This window comes from Lysobacter claricitrinus (assembly GCF_045866565.1).
Classification (GTDB): domain Bacteria; phylum Pseudomonadota; class Gammaproteobacteria; order Xanthomonadales; family Xanthomonadaceae; genus Cognatilysobacter; species Cognatilysobacter claricitrinus.
The window spans coordinates 979388-999307 of sequence record NZ_BAAFZV010000002.1; the positions used below are offsets into that span (position 1 = coordinate 979388).

18 protein-coding genes and 1 tRNA gene are annotated in these 19920 nt (G+C 68.5%); 6 read left to right on the forward strand and 13 right to left on the reverse strand.

Annotation, left to right across the window (positions count from 1 at the left end; translation table 11 throughout):
• Nucleotides 1–16: 16 nt before the first annotated feature.
• Nucleotides 17–613, reverse strand: coding sequence for an NfuA family Fe-S biogenesis protein (locus ACKTTN_RS09365; protein WP_407909580.1), 597 nt, complete (start codon nucleotides 611–613; stop codon nucleotides 17–19).
• A 131-nt stretch (nucleotides 614–744) separates the two neighbouring features.
• On the opposite strand from ACKTTN_RS09365, the gene ACKTTN_RS09370 reads away from it, so the two are divergent.
• Nucleotides 745–1080 carry a 4a-hydroxytetrahydrobiopterin dehydratase gene (locus ACKTTN_RS09370; protein ID WP_407909581.1) on the forward strand — a complete coding sequence of 112 codons (336 nt, stop codon included), beginning with the start codon at nucleotides 745–747 and terminating at the stop codon, nucleotides 1078–1080.
• Complete coding sequence (locus tag ACKTTN_RS09375) at nucleotides 1064–1498, forward strand: energy transducer TonB (RefSeq protein ID WP_407909582.1); 435 nt, start codon at nucleotides 1064–1066, stop codon at nucleotides 1496–1498. Before ACKTTN_RS09370 ends, ACKTTN_RS09375 begins: the two co-directional genes overlap by 17 nt.
• 18 nt (nucleotides 1499–1516) lie before the next feature.
• On the opposite strand, the gene ACKTTN_RS09380 is transcribed toward ACKTTN_RS09375, so the two are convergent.
• Nucleotides 1517–2464, reverse strand: coding sequence for an RluA family pseudouridine synthase (locus tag ACKTTN_RS09380; protein WP_407909583.1), 948 nt, complete (start codon nucleotides 2462–2464; stop codon nucleotides 1517–1519).
• A 431-nt stretch (nucleotides 2465–2895) separates the two neighbouring features.
• On the opposite strand from ACKTTN_RS09380, the gene rne reads away from it, so the two are divergent.
• Nucleotides 2896–6234 (forward strand): ribonuclease E, encoded by a 3339-nt coding sequence (gene rne, locus ACKTTN_RS09385; RefSeq protein ID WP_407910057.1) that lies wholly within the window; start codon nucleotides 2896–2898, stop codon nucleotides 6232–6234.
• Nucleotides 6235–6582: 348 nt separating this feature from the next.
• Here rne and ACKTTN_RS09390 read toward each other — a convergent pair whose 3' ends face one another.
• The 4 genes from ACKTTN_RS09390 to ACKTTN_RS09405 form a co-directional block, all read right to left on the reverse strand.
• On the reverse strand, nucleotides 6583–7239 hold the full coding sequence (locus ACKTTN_RS09390; protein WP_407909584.1) for a response regulator: 657 nt from the start codon (nucleotides 7237–7239) through the stop codon (nucleotides 6583–6585).
• A 77-nt stretch (nucleotides 7240–7316) separates the two neighbouring features.
• On the reverse strand, nucleotides 7317–8240 hold the full coding sequence (locus ACKTTN_RS09395) for a DUF4097 family beta strand repeat-containing protein (RefSeq protein ID WP_407909585.1): 924 nt from the start codon (nucleotides 8238–8240) through the stop codon (nucleotides 7317–7319).
• Between the two features lie 11 nt (nucleotides 8241–8251).
• Nucleotides 8252–8749 (reverse strand): hypothetical protein, encoded by a 498-nt coding sequence (locus tag ACKTTN_RS09400; RefSeq protein ID WP_407909586.1) that lies wholly within the window; start codon nucleotides 8747–8749, stop codon nucleotides 8252–8254.
• Nucleotides 8746–9318 carry an RNA polymerase sigma factor gene (locus tag ACKTTN_RS09405; RefSeq protein ID WP_407909587.1) on the reverse strand — a complete coding sequence of 191 codons (573 nt, stop codon included), beginning with the start codon at nucleotides 9316–9318 and terminating at the stop codon, nucleotides 8746–8748. Before ACKTTN_RS09405 ends, ACKTTN_RS09400 begins: the two co-directional genes overlap by 4 nt.
• Nucleotides 9319–9459: 141 nt before the next feature.
• Between ACKTTN_RS09405 and ACKTTN_RS09410 the strand changes: the two genes are divergently transcribed.
• On the forward strand, nucleotides 9460–11190 hold the full coding sequence (locus tag ACKTTN_RS09410; RefSeq protein ID WP_407909588.1) for a putative bifunctional diguanylate cyclase/phosphodiesterase: 1731 nt from the start codon (nucleotides 9460–9462) through the stop codon (nucleotides 11188–11190).
• A 192-nt stretch (nucleotides 11191–11382) separates the two neighbouring features.
• Here ACKTTN_RS09410 and ACKTTN_RS09415 read toward each other — a convergent pair.
• Together ACKTTN_RS09415 and ACKTTN_RS09420 are read right to left on the reverse strand one after the other, a co-directional pair.
• Nucleotides 11383–11472: transfer RNA gene (locus tag ACKTTN_RS09415), tRNA-Ser, on the reverse strand.
• A gap of 81 nt (nucleotides 11473–11553) precedes the next feature.
• On the reverse strand, nucleotides 11554–12543 hold the full coding sequence (locus ACKTTN_RS09420) for a LysR family transcriptional regulator (RefSeq protein ID WP_407909589.1): 990 nt from the start codon (nucleotides 12541–12543) through the stop codon (nucleotides 11554–11556).
• Between the two features lie 111 nt (nucleotides 12544–12654).
• Here ACKTTN_RS09420 and ACKTTN_RS09425 point away from each other — a divergent pair, with 111 nt between their 5' ends.
• On the forward strand, nucleotides 12655–13227 hold the full coding sequence (locus ACKTTN_RS09425) for an FMN-dependent NADH-azoreductase (protein ID WP_407909590.1): 573 nt from the start codon (nucleotides 12655–12657) through the stop codon (nucleotides 13225–13227).
• A gap of 66 nt (nucleotides 13228–13293) precedes the next feature.
• Here the strand turns inward: ACKTTN_RS09425 and serS are convergent, their stop codons facing one another.
• The gene (gene serS / locus ACKTTN_RS09430) at nucleotides 13294–14574 is read right to left on the reverse strand and encodes a serine--tRNA ligase (RefSeq protein ID WP_407909591.1); all 1281 of its coding nucleotides are present in this window, start codon (nucleotides 14572–14574) and stop codon (nucleotides 13294–13296) included.
• Between the two features lie 115 nt (nucleotides 14575–14689).
• On the opposite strand from serS, the gene ACKTTN_RS09435 reads away from it, so the two are divergent.
• A complete protein-coding gene (locus tag ACKTTN_RS09435) occupies nucleotides 14690–15325 on the forward strand; it encodes an energy transducer TonB (protein WP_407909592.1) in 636 nt (211 codons plus the stop codon).
• On the opposite strand, the gene aroA is transcribed toward ACKTTN_RS09435, so the two are convergent.
• The 4 genes from aroA to serC are packed head-to-tail and all read right to left on the reverse strand — an operon-like array spanning nucleotide 15309 to nucleotide 19919.
• The gene (aroA, locus tag ACKTTN_RS09440; RefSeq protein WP_407909593.1) at nucleotides 15309–16625 is read right to left on the reverse strand and encodes a 3-phosphoshikimate 1-carboxyvinyltransferase; all 1317 of its coding nucleotides are present in this window, start codon (nucleotides 16623–16625) and stop codon (nucleotides 15309–15311) included. The two genes, ACKTTN_RS09435 and aroA, sit on opposite strands and share 17 nt — an antisense overlap.
• Nucleotides 16622–17749, reverse strand: a complete 1128-nt coding sequence (gene hisC, locus ACKTTN_RS09445; RefSeq protein ID WP_407909594.1) for a histidinol-phosphate transaminase — start codon at nucleotides 17747–17749, stop codon at nucleotides 16622–16624. The genes aroA and hisC overlap by 4 nt, the downstream gene beginning before the upstream one ends.
• Nucleotides 17746–18837 carry a prephenate dehydratase gene (gene pheA / locus ACKTTN_RS09450; RefSeq protein WP_407909595.1) on the reverse strand — a complete coding sequence of 364 codons (1092 nt, stop codon included), beginning with the start codon at nucleotides 18835–18837 and terminating at the stop codon, nucleotides 17746–17748. The genes hisC and pheA overlap by 4 nt, the downstream gene beginning before the upstream one ends.
• Nucleotides 18834–19919: a 3-phosphoserine/phosphohydroxythreonine transaminase gene (serC, locus tag ACKTTN_RS09455; protein WP_407909596.1), complete on the reverse strand. Its 1086-nt coding sequence runs from the start codon at nucleotides 19917–19919 to the stop codon at nucleotides 18834–18836. The genes pheA and serC overlap by 4 nt, the downstream gene beginning before the upstream one ends.
• Between the last annotated feature and the right edge of the window lies 1 nt (nucleotide 19920).

Genomic DNA, 19920 nt, shown 5'->3' on the forward strand with positions numbered 1-19920 from the left:
TGCCGGCGCGACTCGGTCAGGCCGCCGAGTCGCGAGGGATGTACGGTGCAGCGCCGGTCGCGTGATCGGTCGCGTCGCGCACGGCGGTGACGCCGGGCACCTTCTCCATCAGCGTGCGCTCGATGCCCTGCTTGAGCGTCACGTCCGCCATGCCGCAGCCGTGGCAGCCGCCGCCGAAGCGCAGGTACACCGCGCCGTCGGCGTCGATCGATTCCAGGGCCACGTGCCCGCGGTGCGATGCGAGTTGCGGATTCACTTCGTTGTCGATCACGTAGCGCACGCGTTCGACGAGGCTTGCGCCGTCGCCCGGCGCCTGGCCTTTGATCTTGGGCGCGCGGATCTGCAACTGGCCGCCGGTCGCCTTGGTCTCGTAGTCGATGGTCGCGCCGTCGAGGAATGGCACGCTCGCGGTGTCGAGCCACAGCGTGAAGCCATCGCAGTCGACCGCCCACTCGTCGCCATGCAGGTCGGCGGGCTCGGCGAATTCCAGGCGCACGTCCGCGCGCGGCGTGCCGGCATCCGATGCTGACAGGCGAACGCCCAGGCCGGGGATCGCTTCGCGCTCGATCAGTCGACGGAAGTGGCCCTGTGCGGATTCGGAAATATCGATCATCCCGCTATTCTAGACACGCTTCCTGCCGCTTCTTCGCGCCGCTTTCACGAGTCGACCGGTGGCAGACGGTCCCGATTCAGTCATCCTTCGATGCAACGCCGCCCGCGCGGCGAACGCGACAGGAGTTCCGCATGCCCTCGAATCTCGCCCAACAGCGCTGCACCCCACGACGCGGCGCCGAGCACCGCATCGATCCCGCGAACGCGGCCGACACCCTGCGCGAACTGCCCGAATGGCGCGTGGTCGAGGACGGCCAGGCCATCACGCGTACGTTCCGGTTCGCCGACTATTACCGGACCATGGCGTTCGTGAACGCGCTGGCCTACATCGCCCATGAGCAGGACCACCATCCCGACCTCGGTGTGCATTACGACCGCTGCGTCGTCCGCTATTCGACGCACGACGTCGGCGGGCTGTCCGACAACGACTTCATCTGCGCGGCCAAGGCCGATGCGCTGGTCGCCTGACGTGCGCATCGCGGCGCTTGGATTTGTCGTTGTTGCCCTTGCAGCATGCAGCGAAGGCGCGCCACCGCCCGCACCGATCGGCAGGAGCGCGCCGCCGACGGCCGTCAACACGCCGCCGCCGGTCTACCCGGAAGCGATCGCCTGCGCAGGCGTCGGTGGCACCGTGCAGCTGCGCGTACTGATCGGCGTCGACGGCCACATCGGCCAGACCGAGCTGGTGACGGGCAGCGGGAACCGCGACCTCGACGCGGCGGCACAGACCGCGGTGCGTGGCTGGACGTTCAATCCCGCGCTTCAGGCGGGCCGACCGGTCGCCCAGTGGATCGCTGTGCCGATGACCTTCCACGTTCCGACCGAGCGTCCGGAAGCATGCGACACCCGCGAGCAGCAGGCCGCGGACGCGCTACAGAAGAAGTAGTCGCGGCCGCGCGCCGGCTCAGCGCAGGCGATCGAGCACGTCGACGAGCTCCGGCGCGAGCGGCGCGTTCAGCAGGTACGGCGCGCGGCCGGCGTCGAGCGCGAATTCCAGCGTCGACGCGTGCAGGAACATCCGCTTCAGGCCGATCTGCTCGCGCAAGCGGCGATTGACGTCCTCGTCGCCGTACTTGTCGTCCCCCGCGACCGGATGACCGATGTGCGCCGAGTGCACGCGGATCTGGTGCGTACGGCCCGTCTCGATACGGACTTCGCAGTACGAATGCCCGCCGCGGCGCTCCAGCACACGGAAGTGGCTCAGCGACGGCTTGCCGATCGCATTGACCTGCACGTGCCGCTCCCCGCCCTGCCGCAGGCCGATGTGCAGCGGTGCGTCCACCGACATCGTGCCGTCCGGCATGCGCCCGACCAGCAGCGCGAGGTAGCGCTTGGCGATGCCGCCTTCCTCGCGCATCAGCGCCTGCAGCTCGGTCAGTGCGGACCGCTTCTTGGCGACGACCAGCAGGCCCGACGTGTCGCGGTCGAGGCGGTGGACCAGTTCGAGCGTGTGACCCGGGCGCAGCGCGCGTAGGCCTTCGATCACGCCATGGCTGATTCCGCTGCCGCCATGGCTGGCAATGCCGGACGGCTTGTTGAGCGCCAACAGGCGAGCGTCCTCGTAGACGATCGCGGCATCGAGTGCTGCCAGAAGGCCCTTCGCCGGCGGCGCGGTCTCGCCCGGCTCCGGTACGCGTACGGGTGGAATCCGCACCTCGTCGCCCGCGTCGAGCTTGCGGTCCGCCTTGGCCCGGCCGCCGTTGACCCGCACCTGGCCCGAGCGCACCAGCTTGTAGACCAGCGAACGCGGCGCGCCCTTCAGCTGCCCCAGCAGGAAGTTGTCGAGGCGCTGGCCGTCACGGTCCTCGGGGACGCGGACGGTCTTCGCGCCGGGCGTGGCCGGCTGGGTCATGAACACGTTATCTGTTAAACTCGCGTCGCGAGATAAGGTTTTGATTTCGCTGGAAGATGTGTCGCTTACCCCAGCCTGGACGGCTGGTGCGGCCCGGGCCGAAAGCCCTCTTCCGCGATGCGGCGCGCGCCTGACCACGACCCGCGGGGTCGGCCATGTTAGCAGCGCGCGCCGGCAACACCGGCCCTCGCCCGACGGTTCGCCGTCTGGCAATGACATCCGACCCGTGCGACGCCGAAGGCACTGCCCGACGCGGCCGCCGGCCCAGGTTTCACAACGAGTTTCACGAACAAGCGCTCCCGCGGCCCGCCGTGGTGTGCAGCGCTGGAAGTCAGGCCCCACCCGCGCATCGCGCGACGGGGCCCGTACCCAGGCGGACGCCACGGCGCCGTCGCGCGGATTCGCGCGAGGACGCCAAACCAATGAAGCGAATGCTCATCAACGCGACGCAGGCGGAAGAACTGCGCGTCGCGATCGTCGACGGCCAGTCGTTGTACGACATCGACATCGAACAGCCGTCGAAGGAACAGAAGAAGTCCAACATCTACAAGGGCCGCATCACCCGTCTCGAGCCGTCGCTCGAAGCGGCCTTCGTCGAATACGGCGCCGAGCGCCACGGTTTCCTTCCGCTGAAGGAGATCTCCCGCGATTACTTCCAGGCGGGCGTCGACCCGAACAAGGCCGGCCTGAAGGAACTCCTGCGCGAAGGCCAGGAAGTCGTCGTGCAGGTCGACAAGGAAGAACGCGGCAACAAAGGTGCCGCGCTGACGACGTTCATCTCGCTCGCCGGCCGCTACATGGTGCTGATGCCGAACTCGCCCACCGCGGGCGGTGTCTCGCGCCGCATCGAAGGCGATGACCGCGCCGAGCTGAAGAAGGCGATGGATTCGCTGACGATCCCGGACGACATGGGCGTCATCATCCGCACCGCCGGCGTCGGCCGCGACGCCGAAGAACTGCAGTGGGACCTCGACTACCTGCTGCAGATCTGGCGCGCCGTCTGCGAGGCCGCGCTGGCCAAGCCTGCCCCGTTCCTGATCTACCAGGAATCGCGCCTCATCATCCGCGCGCTGCGCGACTACATGCGCCCGGACATCGGCGAAGTGCTGGTCGATACGCCGGAGATGTATGCCGAGGCGAAGGAGTTCGTGCAGCAGGTGATGCCGCACAACGTCCGCAAGCTCAAGCACTACACGGACGACGTTCCGCTTTTCAATCGTTACCAGATCGAATCGCAGATCGAGAACGCCTACGAGCGCACGGTGAAGCTGCCGTCGGGCGGCGCCTTGGTCATCGACCAGACCGAAGCACTCACTGCGATCGACGTGAACTCGGCGCGCGCCACCAAGGGCGGCGACATCGAGGAAACGGCGTTCAACACCAACCTGGAAGCGGCGGAAGAAGTCGCGCGCCAGATGCGCCTGCGCGACCTCGGCGGCCTGGTGGTGATCGACTTCATCGACATGTCGTCGACCAAGCACCAGCGCGAGGTCGAGAACCGCCTGTCGAGCGCGCTGCGCCACGACCGCGCGCGCGTGCAGATCGGCCGCATCTCGCGTTTTGGCCTGCTTGAAATGAGCCGCCAGCGCCTGCGTCCGTCGCTGGGCGAGTCCAGCCAGATCGTCTGCCCGCGTTGCGAAGGCCACGGCCGCATGCGCAGCGTCGAATCGCTGTCGTTGTCGGTGCTGCGCCTGGCCGAAGAGCACGCCATGAAGGACAACACCGGCCAGGTGCTGGTGCAGGCGCCGGTCGAGATCGCGAACTTCCTGCTCAACGAGAAGCGCCGCGCGCTCGCCGAGATCGAGCAGCGCCACGACGCGCCGATCGTCATCGTCGCCGACGACCAGCTCGAGACACCGCACTTCGAAGTCACGCGCCTGCGCGAGAACGAACTCGGCGAGGAAAGCAGCAAGCCGAGCTACCAGCGCGGCACGCCGCGCAAGCTTCCGACGCATGCGCTGACCAAGGCCAACCTCAACGTGCCGCCGCCGCCCGCGGTGACCAACGTCAAGCCGACCTCGCCGGCGCCGCTGCGCGAGCCGCGGGAAGCCGCGCCGGTCGCAGTTGCCCAGCCGGTCGCGCCGACGCCCGCGCCGACGCATTCGGTCGGCCTTGTCGAGCGCATGTTCCGCTTCTTCCGCGGGCAGACGCCCGTCGCGCCGCCACCGGCTCCCGCTTCGTCGCAGCGCGACGGCCGCGGCGAGCAGGGCCGTCGCGATCGCAACGATCGCAATGATCGCCGCCGCAACGAGCAGCGTCGGGACGAGCGCCAGAGCGGTCGTCCGCAGGGACAGGGCCAGCCGCAGAATGCCAAGGGCGGCCAGCCGCAGCCGACCAAGGGCCAGCCGCAGCAGCAGGGCAAGAACCGCCCGCAGCAGAACGGCGAGAAGCAGCAGAATGCGGACAGGCAGCAGCAGCCGAAGCCGCAACAGGCGCAGGCCCAGCAGCAACAGCAGAACCAGAACCGTCCACCGCGCGGTGAGCCGCGCGATACCGCGCAGGTCGAAGCACCGGTCGCCCGTGAGCCCAAGCCGCAGCGCCCGCAGCAGCCGGAACCGGCCGCGAAGCCGGTCGCGTCGGTGCCGGCAAGCGCCGCCGAGCCGGTGACGCCGACCAGCGAGCTGACCGCCCTGCCCGTTTCCGCGCCGATTGAAGTGGTGGATGCCGCCGCGGTCGCCGCCGAGCAGATCGAGAACGGCGATGCGGCGAAGGCCGAGAACGGCGCACGTCGTCGTCGCGGCCGTCGCGGTGGTCGTCGTCGTCGTCGTGGCGGCGCCGAGGGTGCGGAGTCGATGGATGCACTCGACGCCGCCGACCTGCAGGACGGCGAGGATGGCCTGGATGACGAACCTGCCGAGGCTTCGTCCGAAGCGGCGTCGGGCGAAGGTCGCCCGCAGCCCGAGTTCGAGTTCGACGACATTCCGACTGCGCCGCGCGTACAGGCACCGAAGGCGTACGAGGCGAAGCCAATGGCGGACGCCATCGTGGCGCCCGTAGCGGTGGCCGTTGCGACGATCGCGCCGGAGATCGCCGCGGAAACCGACGTCCCGGCATCGGCCGCGACGATCGTGCGCAACGAAGCGAGCCCGGCGATCGCGACGCCTGCGCCGACCAGCACGGCTACGAACGCGTACGTGCCGGCGGCGACGTCGACGCAACTTTCGTCGGCAAGCAGCACGGCCGCGGATGAAGCAGTGGCCGCGATTGATGCAGCAGCGTCGCAGCCGAGCCACGCACGCAATGACGCGGCGCCGGTTTCGCGGCCGGAGCGCGTAGACAGCACGCAAAGTGCGCACCTCGCCGCTGCCGCAGTGGCGCCGATCGCGAACGCCGGTCAGGCGAGCGTCACCGCCGCGCCTGCGACGCGGGAATCGACCGACGCAACGACGCGGGCCGCGCAGGATTACGCCGCGCCCGTCGCGCCGACGCCTGTGGCATCTACGCCTGTCGCGTCTACGCCTGTCGCATCCACGCCTGTGGCATCTACGCCTGTGGTATCTGCGCCCGTCGCACCGCCGCCGGTCGCGCTCGAGGCAGGTGCTGAATCGGTCGACGACGCGGGCGAAGCGGTCGAGACGCCGTTCATGGCCGATGCGACGTCGACGAACGAAGCCGTCGTTGACGGCGCCGGTTCCGAGGACGTCGAGCACGGCACCGCGGGCGTTGCGACTTCGCGCGATTCGGCGAGCGTCAATGCGTTGCCGGGCGGCGTCGGTTCCGCGCCTTCGCAGGGTGATCTGCTCGGCAACGACGATCCACGCAATAGCTAAGCGGATCAGCGTCGGGCTGCGGTCCGACGCTACCGAAAAAGGGCCGCGCGAGCGGCCCTTTTTTGTTGGTGGACGCTGCCGGCAGCGCGGATGCGACGCGCTCGTCGCCGGTGTGTTCCATGCGGTGCGCTCGACGCGCCGGATGCGCGCCGGGTTGGTCGTCGTCGTGGCCGCACAACTACGGCACCGGCACCCACACCCACGCCCACGCCCACACCCACCCATAGTCCGCACGCACCGCACACCCGGCATCGCGCAACCGCGTCCCCATCCGGGGTCGTGGCAGCACGCCCTATCTCGCTACGACACGGTGGCCTCCAGCTGGATCCACCAGCCGGCGGACACCTGTTACTGCACCGCGGTCGACGGATCCGCCAGCCCGTACTGCGCAACCAGTCGCGCCAACCCGACCGTATCGCTGATCGACAGGCCGAGCTTCTCGAACATGCGGCTCTTGTGCGTGTTGACGGTCTTGGGGCTCAGGCTCAGGCGACGCGCGATCTCCTGCTGCGGCAAACCCTGCACGAGAAGCAGCGCGATCTCGATCTCGCGCGGCGAGCAGTCGTCGAACGGCGACGTGCCGCCGCCGATGCCTGCAAGCGCCAGGTTCTGCGCCACCGTCGACGCGAGGTACTTGCGCCCAAGCGCCACGTCGCGAATGGCGCGCAAAAGCTCATGTGGATCGCCGGCTTTGCCCACGTAACCGGACGCGCCGGCTTCGATCATGCGCTTGGGCAACGGGCCGTCTTCCAGAACGGAGACGATGATGACGCGCGCGCCGTAGTCGCCTCGCACGATGCGCTCGGTGACTTCCAGGCCGCTCAGGCCCGGCAAATGCACGTCGCAGAGCACCACATCGGGCTTGAGCTGGCGAATCTGCGGCAGCGCGCTTTCGCCGCTTTCCGCCTCGCCGACCACGTCGATATCGGTGTGCTGCGACAGGATCATGCGCATTCCGGTGCGCACGATCGCGTGGTCGTCGATGATGAAAACGCGGATGGACATCCTTTCCCCCGGTTGATACGAAATTTCCCCGGGAAAAAGGCTACTGGTGCAGCGTGGCCGGCGCAACCGGCCGCGAATCAGTCGAGCTTGAGGTCGGCGTCGCCGGAGAACGTTTCGATCGACACTTCGGCATCGCCGCCACCGTAACGCTGGCGGAAATTCGAGCCCGGGCCGTGCTCGGGACGTTCGATGGTCGCGCCCGGTGCGCGCAGCGTGCCGCTGAAGCTTTCGCCGCGCACTTCGGCCGACACAGCCTTCGGAAGCCGCAGCTTGACGTCGCCACTGACGGTTTCGAGCTTCATGCGCGCGTGTGGCGCGAGGGCGGTGTGCACGTCGATATCGCCACTCACGCTCGTGCCTTCGAAACGTTCCACCTGCGTTTCCACCACGTCGACGTCGATTCCGCCCGACACCGATTCCACGCCGACCTCGCGCCCCAGCCGGCCGCTCAGGCGGATGTTGCCGCTCACGTTCTGCACGTCGATGTCGGCGCGATTGACGGTGAGATCGACGTCGCCGCTGACGCTGTTGACGTCGACGCGATCGGCCGCGGCCGCCACCGTCGTCTTGCCGCTCACGTTGTCGACGCTGAGCTTGGACGGCGCGACGCCCCAGGCGGTGACGTCGGCGGAGACGGCCGAGATATCGAGGTCGGCGCGCGTCGGTACGGTGACCTTCAGCGTGGTCGGCTCGGCGGAGCGGCCGCCCATCAGTCGACCGAACCCGTGGCTCTCCGGGTACTTCACGACGATGCGCAGCGAATCGCCGTCGCCTTCGATCTCGAGCTTTTCGACACCCTCGCCCAGCGTGCCTTCGATCTTCACTTCGGGGCGATCCCAGGCGCGCACGTCGATGCTGCCCTTGACGTTCTCGATCTCGACGCGGCCACGCGGGTCGAGCGCGCGCGTCTGGTTGATGGGCGTTCCGGCGTAGGCGGGAACGACGGCGAGCGCGAGTGCCGTGGCGAGCGCGAGTGAACTGATGTGCATGGCGGTCTTCATGGGGTCTCCGGTCAGCCCACGACCGCACGCTGCGAGAGCGAGAGGCGGAGCGAATAGGTGCGACGCAGCTGGTCGAGCAGCAGTCGCGAATCGGGGTCGCGCTCGAGGGCGCGGCGGATCTGGCGGGCACTGCGGTCGAGTTCGACGAGCGCGGGCGCTAGTTCGGTCGACGAGGACGCCGCGGCAGCGGGCATCGACTTCAGTGCGCGGTCGTACTCGCGGGTGAGCGACTGCGCTTCACGATGCGCGACCGGATCGACGCCAGGCATCTTCGCGCGCTGCACCAGCGTGCCCGCACCGATCGCGAGCAGCACGCTGGCCGCCATCGCGAACCACGGCGTGCGTCGCACCGCACGTGGCGCTGGCGCTTCCAGTCGCGCGGCGATGCCGGGCCAGAGATCGGCCGGAGGCGCGATGTCGCGTCGCTGCGCACGCAATTGCCACCGCAGTGCGTCGGACAGCGTGCGGTCTTCGTCGAGCGGAATGCGTTCGTCGTCGTGCTGATTCATACGGTTTCTCCCAACCGCTCGCGCAACAGGCTGCGCGCGCGGTGCAACTGCGCCTTGGAACTGCCGACCGCCATGCCGAGTTCCTCGGCGATTTCCTCGTGGCGCCAGCCTTCGATGTCGTAGAGGACGAGCACCGCCCTCGCCCGTGGCGGCAGCGTCGCCACCGCTTTTTCCAGATCCATGCGCAGCGCGGTGCCGCCACCGGCGGAATCCTGCAGGCCGACGAATTCGAGGCCGTCCTCGTCGCCCTGGTCGTGGCCGCGAACGCGTCGGCTGCGCATCTCCATCAACGTCGTGTTGACCGCGAGACGGTGCAGCCAGGTGCCGAAGGACGCGTCGAAACGAAATTCGCGCATCGCCTGCCAGGCGCGCACGAAGGTTTCCTGCGTCAGGTCCTCGGCGCGCGTGCCCTGCCCGCCGACGAGGCGGCAGATGACGCCGTGCACGCGGCCCGCGTGGCGTCGATAGAGCGATTCGAACGCGGCGGTGCTTCCGGACGTGGCGGACGCGATGAGCGCCCGTTCCTCGTCGACGGAGGGGATGGCGGCGTTCGGGGGCGTGTCGAGCACGGCGGTGAGCATAACCCTCGGATGCGGCCGGGCGCCCCGCGGTTTAAACGCGCGCCGTCACGGCGCTTCGATCTGCCCGGTGCGAGCGTGGCCGATGGCGCGGAGACCCCCCGCCCCGTGTTCCGGTATGGAGTCCACGGCATGCGTCTCGACCCCGACAGCCCGGGTCTGCTCTCCGCCCTGCTGCACAGCATGGCCGATTACGGCGTGATCCTCATCGATCCGGACGGGGCGGTGCGGCTGTGGAGCGTCGGCGCCGAGCGCCTGTTCCAGTACAGCGACGACGAGATGGTCGGGCAGCCCGTCCTCAGGCTGTTCAGCGAAGTCGATCGCGAAGCGGGTGCCCTCGACGCGGCGGTGCACGAAGCGCTGCAGGAAGGCCGCGCCTGGGACATCCGTTGCATGGTGCGGCGCGACGGCACGCACTTCTGGGCCGAATGCCTGCTGTCGCCGGTGCGCGACGCGCGGGGCCGGCTCGCTGGTTTCCTGAAGGTCGCGCGCGACGCGACGGCCCGCAAGCGCGACGAGGAAAAAATGATGCTCCTCGCGCGCATGGACCCGCTGACGGGCCTCGCCAACCGCACCGCGCTGGACGAGAAGCTCGTCAACGCCGCACAGAGCGCCGCGCGCTCGCGACGGATGATGGTCGTGCACATGATCGACCTCGATCACTTCAAGGCGGTCAACGATCGCTACGGCCACGCCATGGGCGACGAACTGCTGCGCCGCGTCGCGTCGCGCATCACGCAGGTGGTTCGTTCATCGGACTTCGTCGCGCGACTGGGCGGCGATGAATTCGTGCTCGTGCAGACCGATGTCGACGACCCGACCGTGGGCGGACGCGTGGCCGCGCAGATCGTCGACGCGCTTGCAAGGCCGTTCCGCATCGAGCGTGCGGAGTTGCACATCGGCGCGAGCATCGGCATCAGCGTGTTCCCGCGCGATTCCGTGGACACCAAGCAATTGCTGCGCATGGCGGACGTGGCGCTCTACAAGGTGAAGTCGGACGGTCGCGGCGGCTATCACTATTTCACCGAGGACATGGATCGCATCGCGCATCGTCTCGGCACCGATCGCGCAATGCTGCGCGAAGCGCTCGACCGCAACGCGTTCACCCTGCACTACCAGCCGCAGATCGATACGCGCGACGGACACGTGGTCGGAATGGAAGCGCTGCTGCGTTGCGAACACCCTGCGCTCGCCGGTTATCCGGTGCAGGAACTGATCGCGCTTGCCGAAGGGTCCGGCCTGATCCGCGACCTCGGCGTGTGGTGCCTCGGCGAGGCGTGCCGGCAGGCCCGCGCATGGCGCGAAGCCGGCATTCCACCGCTGCGCATGTGCGTGAATTTCTGCGCGGGCGAACTCAACGACCCGCACCTGCTCGAGCGCGTCGCCGAGGTGCTGGAAAATACCGGGCTCGCATCGGGCGACATCGAGATCGAGATCACCGAGCAACAGCTCGTCGACTACGGCCGCCCGGGCTATACCGTGCTCGACGACCTGCGCGCGATGGGTGCGTCGCTGGCTATCGACGACTTCGGCACCGGTTATTCGTCGCTCGGCTATCTCGCGAAATTACCGGTCGATCGCATCAAGCTTGACCGCTCGTTCGTCGAGCGCGTGCCGAACGACGCCTTGAGTTGCACCGTAGCGCTGGCGATCGTCAACCTCGCGCACACGCTGGACCTCGGCATCGTGGCCGAAGGCGTCGAGACGGCGGAGCAGTCGCGCTTCCTCGACGAAACCAACTGCGAGGCGCAACAGGGCTACTTCTTCAGCCGCCCGCTCGATCGTTACGCAATGACGGACTGGCTACTGGGGCGATGCGAGACGCGCGACAAGGTGATCGCGCGGGAGGCGCTGCGGCATTGAAGCGCGCGATCGTCGTGCATGCGCGGTGCGGGCGCGCCGCTGCGGCGCGAGCTATCGGTGGCCGCACCCCTTGTTGCCGCAGATGTCCAATCATCGACGCGCGCACCGCGGCAGCGCGGTCGACGTACCGCCAGTAGCCATTGCTCTCGCCGGAAATGAGAAAAAGGCTCCCGACGGGAGCCTTCTCGCATATGGCGGAGAGGGTGGGATTCGAACCCACGGAAGGTTTGACCCTTCGGCGGTTTTCAAGACCGCTGCCTTAAACCACTCGGCCACCTCTCCGACGTGCAGACGCCGGCGTGCGGCGCCGGCGTCGTGACCTGCTGATTCCGTCGCGACGCCGCGCGGAATTGTGCCACGGCCTCAGGCCGTCGCGGTTTCCTTGCCGCGCGACGCCTGCTCCTGCTGCGTGCAGGGGCGGCCGTGGATTTCCGAGCACTGCAGCCGCGCGGATTCGACCATCGCCGGCGCGCGATCGGCCAGGAAATCGATGAACACGCGCACCGCCGGCAACATGCCACGACGCGACGCGAACACCGCATGGAAAATGCCCTGCGGCAGGCGCCAGTCCGGCAGCACGACTTCGAGCTCGCCGGTGCGCACCGCTTCGGCGCAGATCGTTTCCGGCAGCAGCGTGATGCCGATGCCCTGCTTCGCCAGCTGCATCAGCATCGGGAAGTCGAAGCCCATGATGCGCGGCTTGAGTTCCATGCGACGCACTTCGCCGTTCGGCCCGTGCAGTTCCCAGCGCTGGCGCGCCTCGTCCTCGCTCATCGACATGGTCACGTGGTCGGTGAGTTCATCCGGCGTCTTCGGGCGGCCCATGCGCTTGAGGTACTGCGGGCTCGCCACCAGCAACTCCTGGATCTGGCCGAAGCTGCGCATCACCAGGCTGCCGTCGTCGTCGAGCTTGGTGCGCACGCGCAGCGCGACATCGAAGCCTTCGTTGATGACATCCACGCGCCGGTTGCTGATGTGCATCTGCACGCGCACCTGCGGGTACAGCGCGAGGAATTCAGGCAGCAGCTTGGGCATGTGCTGCTGCGCGATGCCCACCGGCACGCTCACGCGGATCACGCCGCGCGGCTCGGCGCTCAGGCGGTCGACGACTTCGCGCGCGGCCTTGGCTTCTTCCAGCATCGACTGCGCATGGCGATACACGCTCTGCCCGACGTCGGTCACCGCGAAGCGGCGCGTCGAGCGCTGCAGCAGGCGTACGCCAAGATCGGTTTCGAGCTGGCTGATGCGACGGCTCAGTCGCGATTTCGGAATACCGAGCGCGCGTTCGGCGGCGGCGAAACCGGAGTGCTCCACGACGGCGGCGAAGTAGTACAGGTCGTTCAGATCGTTCATGACGACAGTTCCATGCCTGCAACGGTACGTGATATTAGACCACCTTAATTCTACTGGCGCAACAACCTACGTTCTGTCCACCGCGGCAACGCCGCCGACAGGACGATCCCCATGAAGCTGCTCCATCTCGACTCCAGCGCCCTTGGCGCCAATTCCGTGACCCGCGAGCTGACGGCGGCGATCGTCGACCAGCAGTTGCGCCTGCAACCGGCCACGGAGGTGGTCCGCCGCGACCTCGACACGGACGCCCTGCCGCATCTCTCGGCGTCGACCTTCGCCAGCACGGACGCCGGCGCGCAGTCGGCGGCCGTGCTGGACGAGTTCCTCGCCGCGGACACCGTGGTGATCGGCGCGCCGATGTACAACTTCTCCATCCCGTCGACGCTGAAGGCGTGGATCGACCGGATCAGCGTCGCCGGTAAGACGTTCCGCTACGGCGCGAACGGCCCGGAAGGCCTCGTGCACGGCAAGAGCGTGATCGTCGCGATCGCGTCGGGCGGCGCGCACGCCGGCCAGCCGACCGATTTCGTCGAGCCCTACCTGCGCCAGCTGTTCGGTTTCCTCGGCGTGCGCGACCTACGTTTCGTGCGGGCCGATGGCATCGCCCTGTCGCCCGAGCACCGCCGCGCCGCGATCGATGCCGCGATCGGTTCGCTCGACGTCGAACTGCCGCGCGCCGCATGAGGCGCTGAAACGAAACGGGCCCGACGCGTGGCGCGACGGGCCCGTCGATGTCGCGACCGACGCAGATCAGCGCAGGACGTCGACCCCGCCCATGTACGGACGCAGCGCCTCCGGCACGACGATGCTGCCGTCGGCCTGCTGATAGTTCTCCATCACCGCGATCATCGCGCGGCCGACGGCGACGCCGGAGCCGTTGAGCGTGTGCACCGGCTCCGGCTTGCCCGTCGCCGGGTTGCGCCAGCGCGCCTGCATGCGGCGCGCCTGGAAGGCATCGCAGTTCGAGCAGGACGAAATCTCGCGATACGTGTTCTGCGACGGCAGCCAGACCTCGAGGTCGTAGGTTTTCGACGCGGAGAAGCCCATGTCGCCCGTGCACAGCAGCATGCGGCGATACGGCAGGCCGAGACGCTCCAGCACGACTTCCGCCGCGCGCGTCATGCGCTCGTGTTCGACTTCGCTCTCAGCAGGACGCGCGATCGACACGAGTTCGACCTTCTCGAACTGGTGCTGGCGGATCATGCCGCGGGTGTCGCGGCCGTGGCTTCCGGCTTCCGCGCGGAAGCACATCGAATGCGCGGTCATGCGCATCGGCAGCTGCGCGTCCTCGACGATCTCGTCGCGCACGATGTTGGTGAGCGGCACTTCCGACGTCGGGATCAAATAGCGCTTCGACTCGCCGACCGCCGTGGTGAACAGGTCGTCCTCGAACTTGGGCAACTGCCCGGTGCCGCGCATCGAATCGGCGTTGACGATGACCGGCACGTTGACTTCGAGATAGCCGTGCTCGCCGGTGTGCAGGTCGAGCATGAACTGGGCGAGCGCGCGATGCAGGCGCGCAAGACCGCCGCGCAGCACGGTGAAGCGGGCGCCCGAGAGCTTCGCGGCGGTGTCGCCATCGAGCCAGCCGTTGCGCGCGCCGAGTTCGACGTGGTCGAGGACGGCGAAATCGAACGTCCGCGGCGTGCCCCAGCGGGCCTGTTCCACGTTCGCGGTTTCGTCGCTGCCGGGCGGCACTGTTTCGTGCGGCAGATTCGGAATGCCCAGCGCGAGCGATTCCATTTCCTCGCGTATGGCTTCCAGGCGCGCCTCGCTCGCCTTCAGCTCGTCGGCGATGCCCGCCACTTCCGCCATCAGTGGCGCGACGTCCTCGCCCTTCGCTTTCGCCTGTCCGATCGCCTTGCTGCGCGTGTTGCGCAGGTTCTGCAGCTCCTGCGTGCGCGTCTGGATCTGCTTGCGCTCGGATTCGAGCGCCTCGAGCGCAGACGCGTCGAGCGCATAACCGCGCGTGGCGGCAAGGCGTTCGGCGACTTCGGCGGGGCGCTGGCGCAACAGGACCGGATCGAGCATGGGAGCGTTCGTCGAGCGGGAAAGGCGGCATTATCACCGCACCGCGCGGTCGATGCGCCCCTTCCCGGCGCGTTAACGGCCCTGCGGCCAGCATCTCCCGATGGATACGACACGCATGGCGACTTCCCCCGCGCCGTCCGGTGAAGGCCCCGGACGCCGACCCTTCCGCTTCGATCGCAGGCTCGCGTTGCGGATCGCGCTGGCGTTCGTCGCTGGCCTGGTCCTGTTCGCACTCGCGATCCGGCATTCGAACCGCACCGATTTCTACCGCGCCGGCGAAGTGCCTCCGTCCACCGCGGAACCGGGCTACACGCCGCTGCCCGCGCCGATGGCGGGCGACGACGGCTCCGGTATCGGCACGCTGACGCCGCCTCCGCCCGCGGCCGTTCCGGATACGCCGGCCTCGCGCCCGGAGCCGGTGCCCGTGCCCGAAACCGCCCCCACACCAGCGCCTCGACAGGCGGCAGTCGCCGATCGCAAGGCGCGCCCGCTGCCCGGCCAGACGCCGCCGCCGGAGTACCCGCTTCGTGCGCTGCGCGAGGGCCAGACCGGCACCGCGCTGGTGCTGGTGCACATCGGCCCCGACGGCGTGCCGACGGCGACCGAGCTAGCGCAGTCGAGCGGCTCGCGCGATCTCGACCGCGCTGCGTTGCAGGGCGTGCGTCGCTGGCGTTTCGAGCCGGCAGTCGCCGACGGTCACCCGACCGTGGGCGACGTCGTCGTGCCGATCGACTTCAAGCTGTCGGACTGAGCGCCGCGATGCGCAGGCCGGCGTCGCCGGCCAGTTCAACGAAGCCCGGGAACGACGTCGCCACATTCGCGACGTCACGGATGCGCACGTCGGCATCGGCGCGTTGCGCGAGCACCGCGAGGCTCATCGCGATGCGGTGATCGCCGAGGCTGTCGGCATCACCGCCGCGTAAATCGCCACCTTCGATGAGCGCACCGTCCGGTCGCTCGTCGACGTTGATGCCGAGCGCACGCAGACCGGCAGACATCGCGGCGATGCGGTCGGACTCCTTAAGGCGCAGCTCCGCGGCGCCGCTCACCGTGGTCGGCCCGTCGGCGCACGCGGCAGCGGCGAACAGGGCCGGGAATTCGTCGATCATGTCCGGCACGAGCGCGGGCGGCACGTCGATGCCGCGCAGCGCAGCAGACCGAACGCGCAGATCCGCGACCGGCTCGCCACCCTGCTCGCGCATGGATTCGATCGCCACGTCCGCACCCATCAGTCGTAGCGCATCCAGCAGGCCGGTGCGGCGCGGATTCATGCCGACCGCTTCGATCCGCAGGTCGGAGCCAGGAACGATAGTCGCCGCAACGATGAAGAACGCCGCGGACGAGAAATCCGCCGGCACGTCGACGTCGGTTGCACGCAAGATCGGGCGACCGGTGATCGTCGCCTCGCACGGCGCGAAATCGATGTCCGCGCCGAATGCGCGAAGCATGCGTTCGGTGTAGTCGCGGGTCGGATGCGGCTCGACGACGCGGGTTCGGCCCTGCGCATACAGCGCCGCGAGCAGCACCGCGGACTTCACCTGCGCGCTCGCCACCGGCGACGCGTAATCGATGCCGTGCAGCGTGGCGGACCCGCGGATGCGCAGCGGCGGCAGGCCGCCGTCGGCGGTGTCGATTCGCGCGCCCATCTCTGAAAGCGGGTCGGTGACGCGGCGCATCGGGCGCTTCGACAACGATTCGTCGCCGACCAGCACGCTATCGAAGCGTTGACCTGCGAGCAGGCCGGCGAGCAGACGCATTCCCGTGCCGGCGTTGCCACAGTCGAGCGGCGCATCCGCCGCGCGCAGACCATCGAGTCCCACGCCGTGGACGACGCGTTCGCTCGGTGCCGGTGCGTCGATGCGTACGCCCAACTGCGCGAACACGCGCGCCGTCGCACGGGTGTCTTCGCCTTCGAGGAACCCGGTGATGCGGCTGGTGCCCTCGGCGATCGCCGCGAACATGACGGCGCGATGCGAGATCGACTTGTCGCCGGGCACGCGGATCCGACCGCGAAGCGGCGCACCTGCCGACGCGATCCAGTCGAGACTCACGACAGCACCTCGTCCAGCGCCTGCAACAGGCGACGGTTCTCCTCGGTGGTGCCGACGGTGATGCGTGTGTAGGCCGGAAGGCCGTAGCCACCCATCGGACGCAATACGACGCCGCGGTCGAGAAGTGCCGCCTCGACGGCCGCCGTTCGCTCGCCGAGATGCGCGAGAACGAAATTCGTCTGCGACGGCAGCGCACGGATTCCGCGTGCCTCGAGCGCAGTCGCCAGGGCAGCGCGCTCGTCGCTGTTGCGGCTGCGCGACCACGCGAGATGCTCGACATCGGCGAGTGCGGCTTCGCACGCCGCGAGTGCAACGGAATTCACATTGAAACTTTCGCGGACGCGCTCCATCACCGCGACCAGCCCGTCCGCGGCGATCGCATAGCCGCAGCGCAATCCGGCAAGTGCGTAGGCCTTGCTGAACGTGCGGGTGACGATGACGTTGCCACGGCCGTGCGCGACCGACAGCGCGCTCGCGTAATCCGGCGCGTCGGCCATCTCGGCGTAGGCCTCGTCTACGACGACGATGACATCGGACGGCACCGCGTCGAGGAAACGTGCGAGCGTCGATGCATCCAGCCACGTCCCGGTCGGATTGTTCGGGTTCGCGATGTAGACAAGCCTGGTCGACGGAGTGATGGCCGCGAGCAGCGCATCGACGTCGTGACCGAGCGGCATCGCCGCATCGTCCGCCAGCGCCGGCGCGACACGCGCGTTCGCGCCGGCCGCACGCGTCGCAAGCGCGAACACTGCGAAGCCGTACTGCGGGAGTACGACGTCGTCGCCCTGCCCGGCGAATACCTGCGCGAACTGCATCAGCAGTTCATGCGAACCATTGCCCAGCAGGATTCGCGACGGCTCGACGCCATGCACGCGCGCGAGCGCGGTCTTCAGCGAAGCGCCGCGCGGGTCGGGATAGCGGTGCATCAGGTGAAGCGCGTCGAGCACCGCGGCCCGGGCGTGCGGCGACGGGCCGTACGGGTTCTCGTTCGACCCGAGCTCGACCAGCCACGGCGATCGCGCGCGCATCGCCACGACATCGTGTCCCGGGTCGTAGGCCTTGAGCGCGCGTATGCCGGCGGTCGCCCGCGATGCGAACCAGGCTTCGTCGTAGGTCGGCGTCATCCGATCGCCACCGGGTATGAGCCGAGTACGCGAACCTCCTGCGCGAACTCGCCGAGACCCGACAACGCCTGCTCCATCGCCGGCTGGTCGACGTGGCCGTCGATATCGATGAAGAACGCGTACTGCCACGGCTGTGCGTGGCCGGGACGCGACTCGATGCGCGTCATGCTGAGCCCGTTGCGCGCGAACGGTTCGAGCACCTTGTAGAGCGCACCCGGCTGATCCTTGATGAAGACCAGCAGCGACGTACGGTCGTTGCCCGACGGCGTGAACAGTTCGCGGCCCAGCACGAGGAAGCGCGTCGTGTTGTCGGGGCGATCCTCGATCGGACCTTGCACCACCTTCAGCCCGTACACCGACGCGGCGCTGATGCCCGCGATGGCCGCGGCGTCGTCCGCATTGCGCGCGCGACGCGCGGCGTCCGCATTGCTGGGGACGGGAACCATCTCCACGCCCGGCAGGTGCGTGCGCAACCACGCGCGGCATTGCGCGAACGACTGCGGATGCGAATAGACGCGCTCGATGTCCTCGATGCGGCCGGTGCGCGACAGCAGGTGCTGGTGCACGCGCAGCTCGACTTCACCACAGATGCGTACATCGGACGACAGGAACATGTCGAGCGTCGACTGGATCGTGCCCTGCGTGGAGTTCTCGACGGGAACGACGCCGAAATCGGCATTGCCGGCGGCGACTTCCTGGAACACTTCCTCGATGCTCGCGAGTGGCAGCGAGCGCACCGAATGGCCGAAGTGCTTCAGCGCGGCCTGCTGCGTGTGCGTGCCTTCAGGCCCGAGATAGCCGACCTTGAGTGGCTCCTGCTGCGCAAGGCAGGCGGACATGATTTCGCGGAACACGCGCACCAGCACCGCGTTGTCCAGCGGGCCTTCGTTGCGATCGACGACGCGGCGAAGCACCTGCGATTCGCGTTCCGGTCGGTAGTAATCGACCGCTCGCGCCAGCTCGCCCTTGGCGCGACCGACCTGCGCGGCGAACTGCGCGCGTTCGCTGATCAGCGACTGGATCTCGCGATCGATCCCGTCGATGCGTTCCCGCAGCCGCGCGAGTTCCTCCGCCGACCCCGCGCTCATCCGTGTCGCCTCCGGAAGTCGTCCATGAACTCGACCAGCGCGGCGACGCCGGCTTCCGGCATCGCGTTGTAAATCGACGCACGCATGCCGCCCAGCGCGCGATGGCCCTTCAGGCCGATCAAGCCGGCCTTCACCGATTCGGCGAGGAACGGCTTGTCGAGCGCTTCGTCGTGCAGGAAGAAGGGCACGTTCATACGCGAACGCACGGCGGTCGCGACCTCGTTTCGATAGAAGCCGCTCGAGCCGTCGATCGCGTCGTACAGCGCCTTCGACTTGCGCGCATTGCGACGCGCGAATTCCTCGACGCCGCCTTCGTTGAGCATCCACTTGAACACGAGGCCGGCGAGGTACCAGTTCCACGTCGGCGGCGTGTTGAGCATCGACTCGCCCTTGACGTGCGAGCGGTAGTCGAAGATGTCGGCGCGCGGCTGGCCGGCGCGTTCAAGCAGATCTCGACGGATGATGACCACGGTGACGCCCACCGGGCCAAGGTTCTTCTGCGCGCCGGCGTAGATCACGCCGAACTTCGAGACGTCGAGCGGTTCGGACGCGATGTTCGAGCTGAAATCCGCCACGAGCGGCACGTTGCCGACATCCGGCACGTCGCGGAATTCGACGCCGTGGATGGTTTCGTTCGCGGTGATGTGCACGTAGGCGGCGTCGGGCGACAGCTTCCAGTCGCCACGCGGCGGGATGTCGCGGAAGCCGCCGGCCTCGCTGGTCGCGGCGACATGCGCGTCGACGTACGGCTTGGCCTGCTTGATCGCGGTCTTGCCCCAGTGGCCGCTGACCACGTAGTCGGCGCGCTGGCCGGGCGTCGCGATGTTGAGCGGCACCAGCGCCTGCGCGGTGGTCGCACCGCCGGCGAGGAACAGGATCGCGTAGTCGTCGGAGATCGACATCAGGCGGCGCAGGTCGGCCTCGGCCTCGGCCGCCACGCCCATGAACTCGGGACCGCGATGGCTGAGCTCGACGATGGACGCGCCGACGCCGCGCCAGTCCAGCAACTCGTCGCGCGCCTGCTCGAGGACGGCTTCCGGGAGGGTGGCGGGACCGGCACTGAAGTTGAAGACGCGCGACATG

Coding starts and splice junctions, on each gene's coding strand:
- ACKTTN_RS09365 (WP_407909580.1), bottom strand. CDS start 613: ATGATCGATATTTCCGAATCCGCACAGGGCCACTTCCGTCGACTGATC.
- ACKTTN_RS09370 (WP_407909581.1), top strand. CDS start 745: ATGCCCTCGAATCTCGCCCAACAGCGCTGCACCCCACGACGCGGCGCC.
- ACKTTN_RS09375 (WP_407909582.1), top strand. CDS start 1,064: ATGCGCTGGTCGCCTGACGTGCGCATCGCGGCGCTTGGATTTGTCGTT.
- ACKTTN_RS09380 (WP_407909583.1), bottom strand. CDS start 2,464: ATGACCCAGCCGGCCACGCCCGGCGCGAAGACCGTCCGCGTCCCCGAG.
- rne (WP_407910057.1), top strand. CDS start 2,896: ATGCTCATCAACGCGACGCAGGCGGAAGAACTGCGCGTCGCGATCGTC.
- ACKTTN_RS09390 (WP_407909584.1), bottom strand. CDS start 7,239: ATGTCCATCCGCGTTTTCATCATCGACGACCACGCGATCGTGCGCACC.
- ACKTTN_RS09395 (WP_407909585.1), bottom strand. CDS start 8,240: ATGAAGACCGCCATGCACATCAGTTCACTCGCGCTCGCCACGGCACTC.
- ACKTTN_RS09400 (WP_407909586.1), bottom strand. CDS start 8,749: ATGAATCAGCACGACGACGAACGCATTCCGCTCGACGAAGACCGCACG.
- ACKTTN_RS09410 (WP_407909588.1), top strand. CDS start 9,460: ATGCGTCTCGACCCCGACAGCCCGGGTCTGCTCTCCGCCCTGCTGCAC.
- ACKTTN_RS09420 (WP_407909589.1), bottom strand. CDS start 12,543: ATGAACGATCTGAACGACCTGTACTACTTCGCCGCCGTCGTGGAGCAC.
- ACKTTN_RS09425 (WP_407909590.1), top strand. CDS start 12,655: ATGAAGCTGCTCCATCTCGACTCCAGCGCCCTTGGCGCCAATTCCGTG.
- serS (WP_407909591.1), bottom strand. CDS start 14,574: ATGCTCGATCCGGTCCTGTTGCGCCAGCGCCCCGCCGAAGTCGCCGAA.
- ACKTTN_RS09435 (WP_407909592.1), top strand. CDS start 14,690: ATGGCGACTTCCCCCGCGCCGTCCGGTGAAGGCCCCGGACGCCGACCC.
- hisC (WP_407909594.1), bottom strand. CDS start 17,749: ATGACGCCGACCTACGACGAAGCCTGGTTCGCATCGCGGGCGACCGCC.
- pheA (WP_407909595.1), bottom strand. CDS start 18,837: ATGAGCGCGGGGTCGGCGGAGGAACTCGCGCGGCTGCGGGAACGCATC.
- serC (WP_407909596.1), bottom strand. CDS start 19,919: ATGTCGCGCGTCTTCAACTTCAGTGCCGGTCCCGCCACCCTCCCGGAA.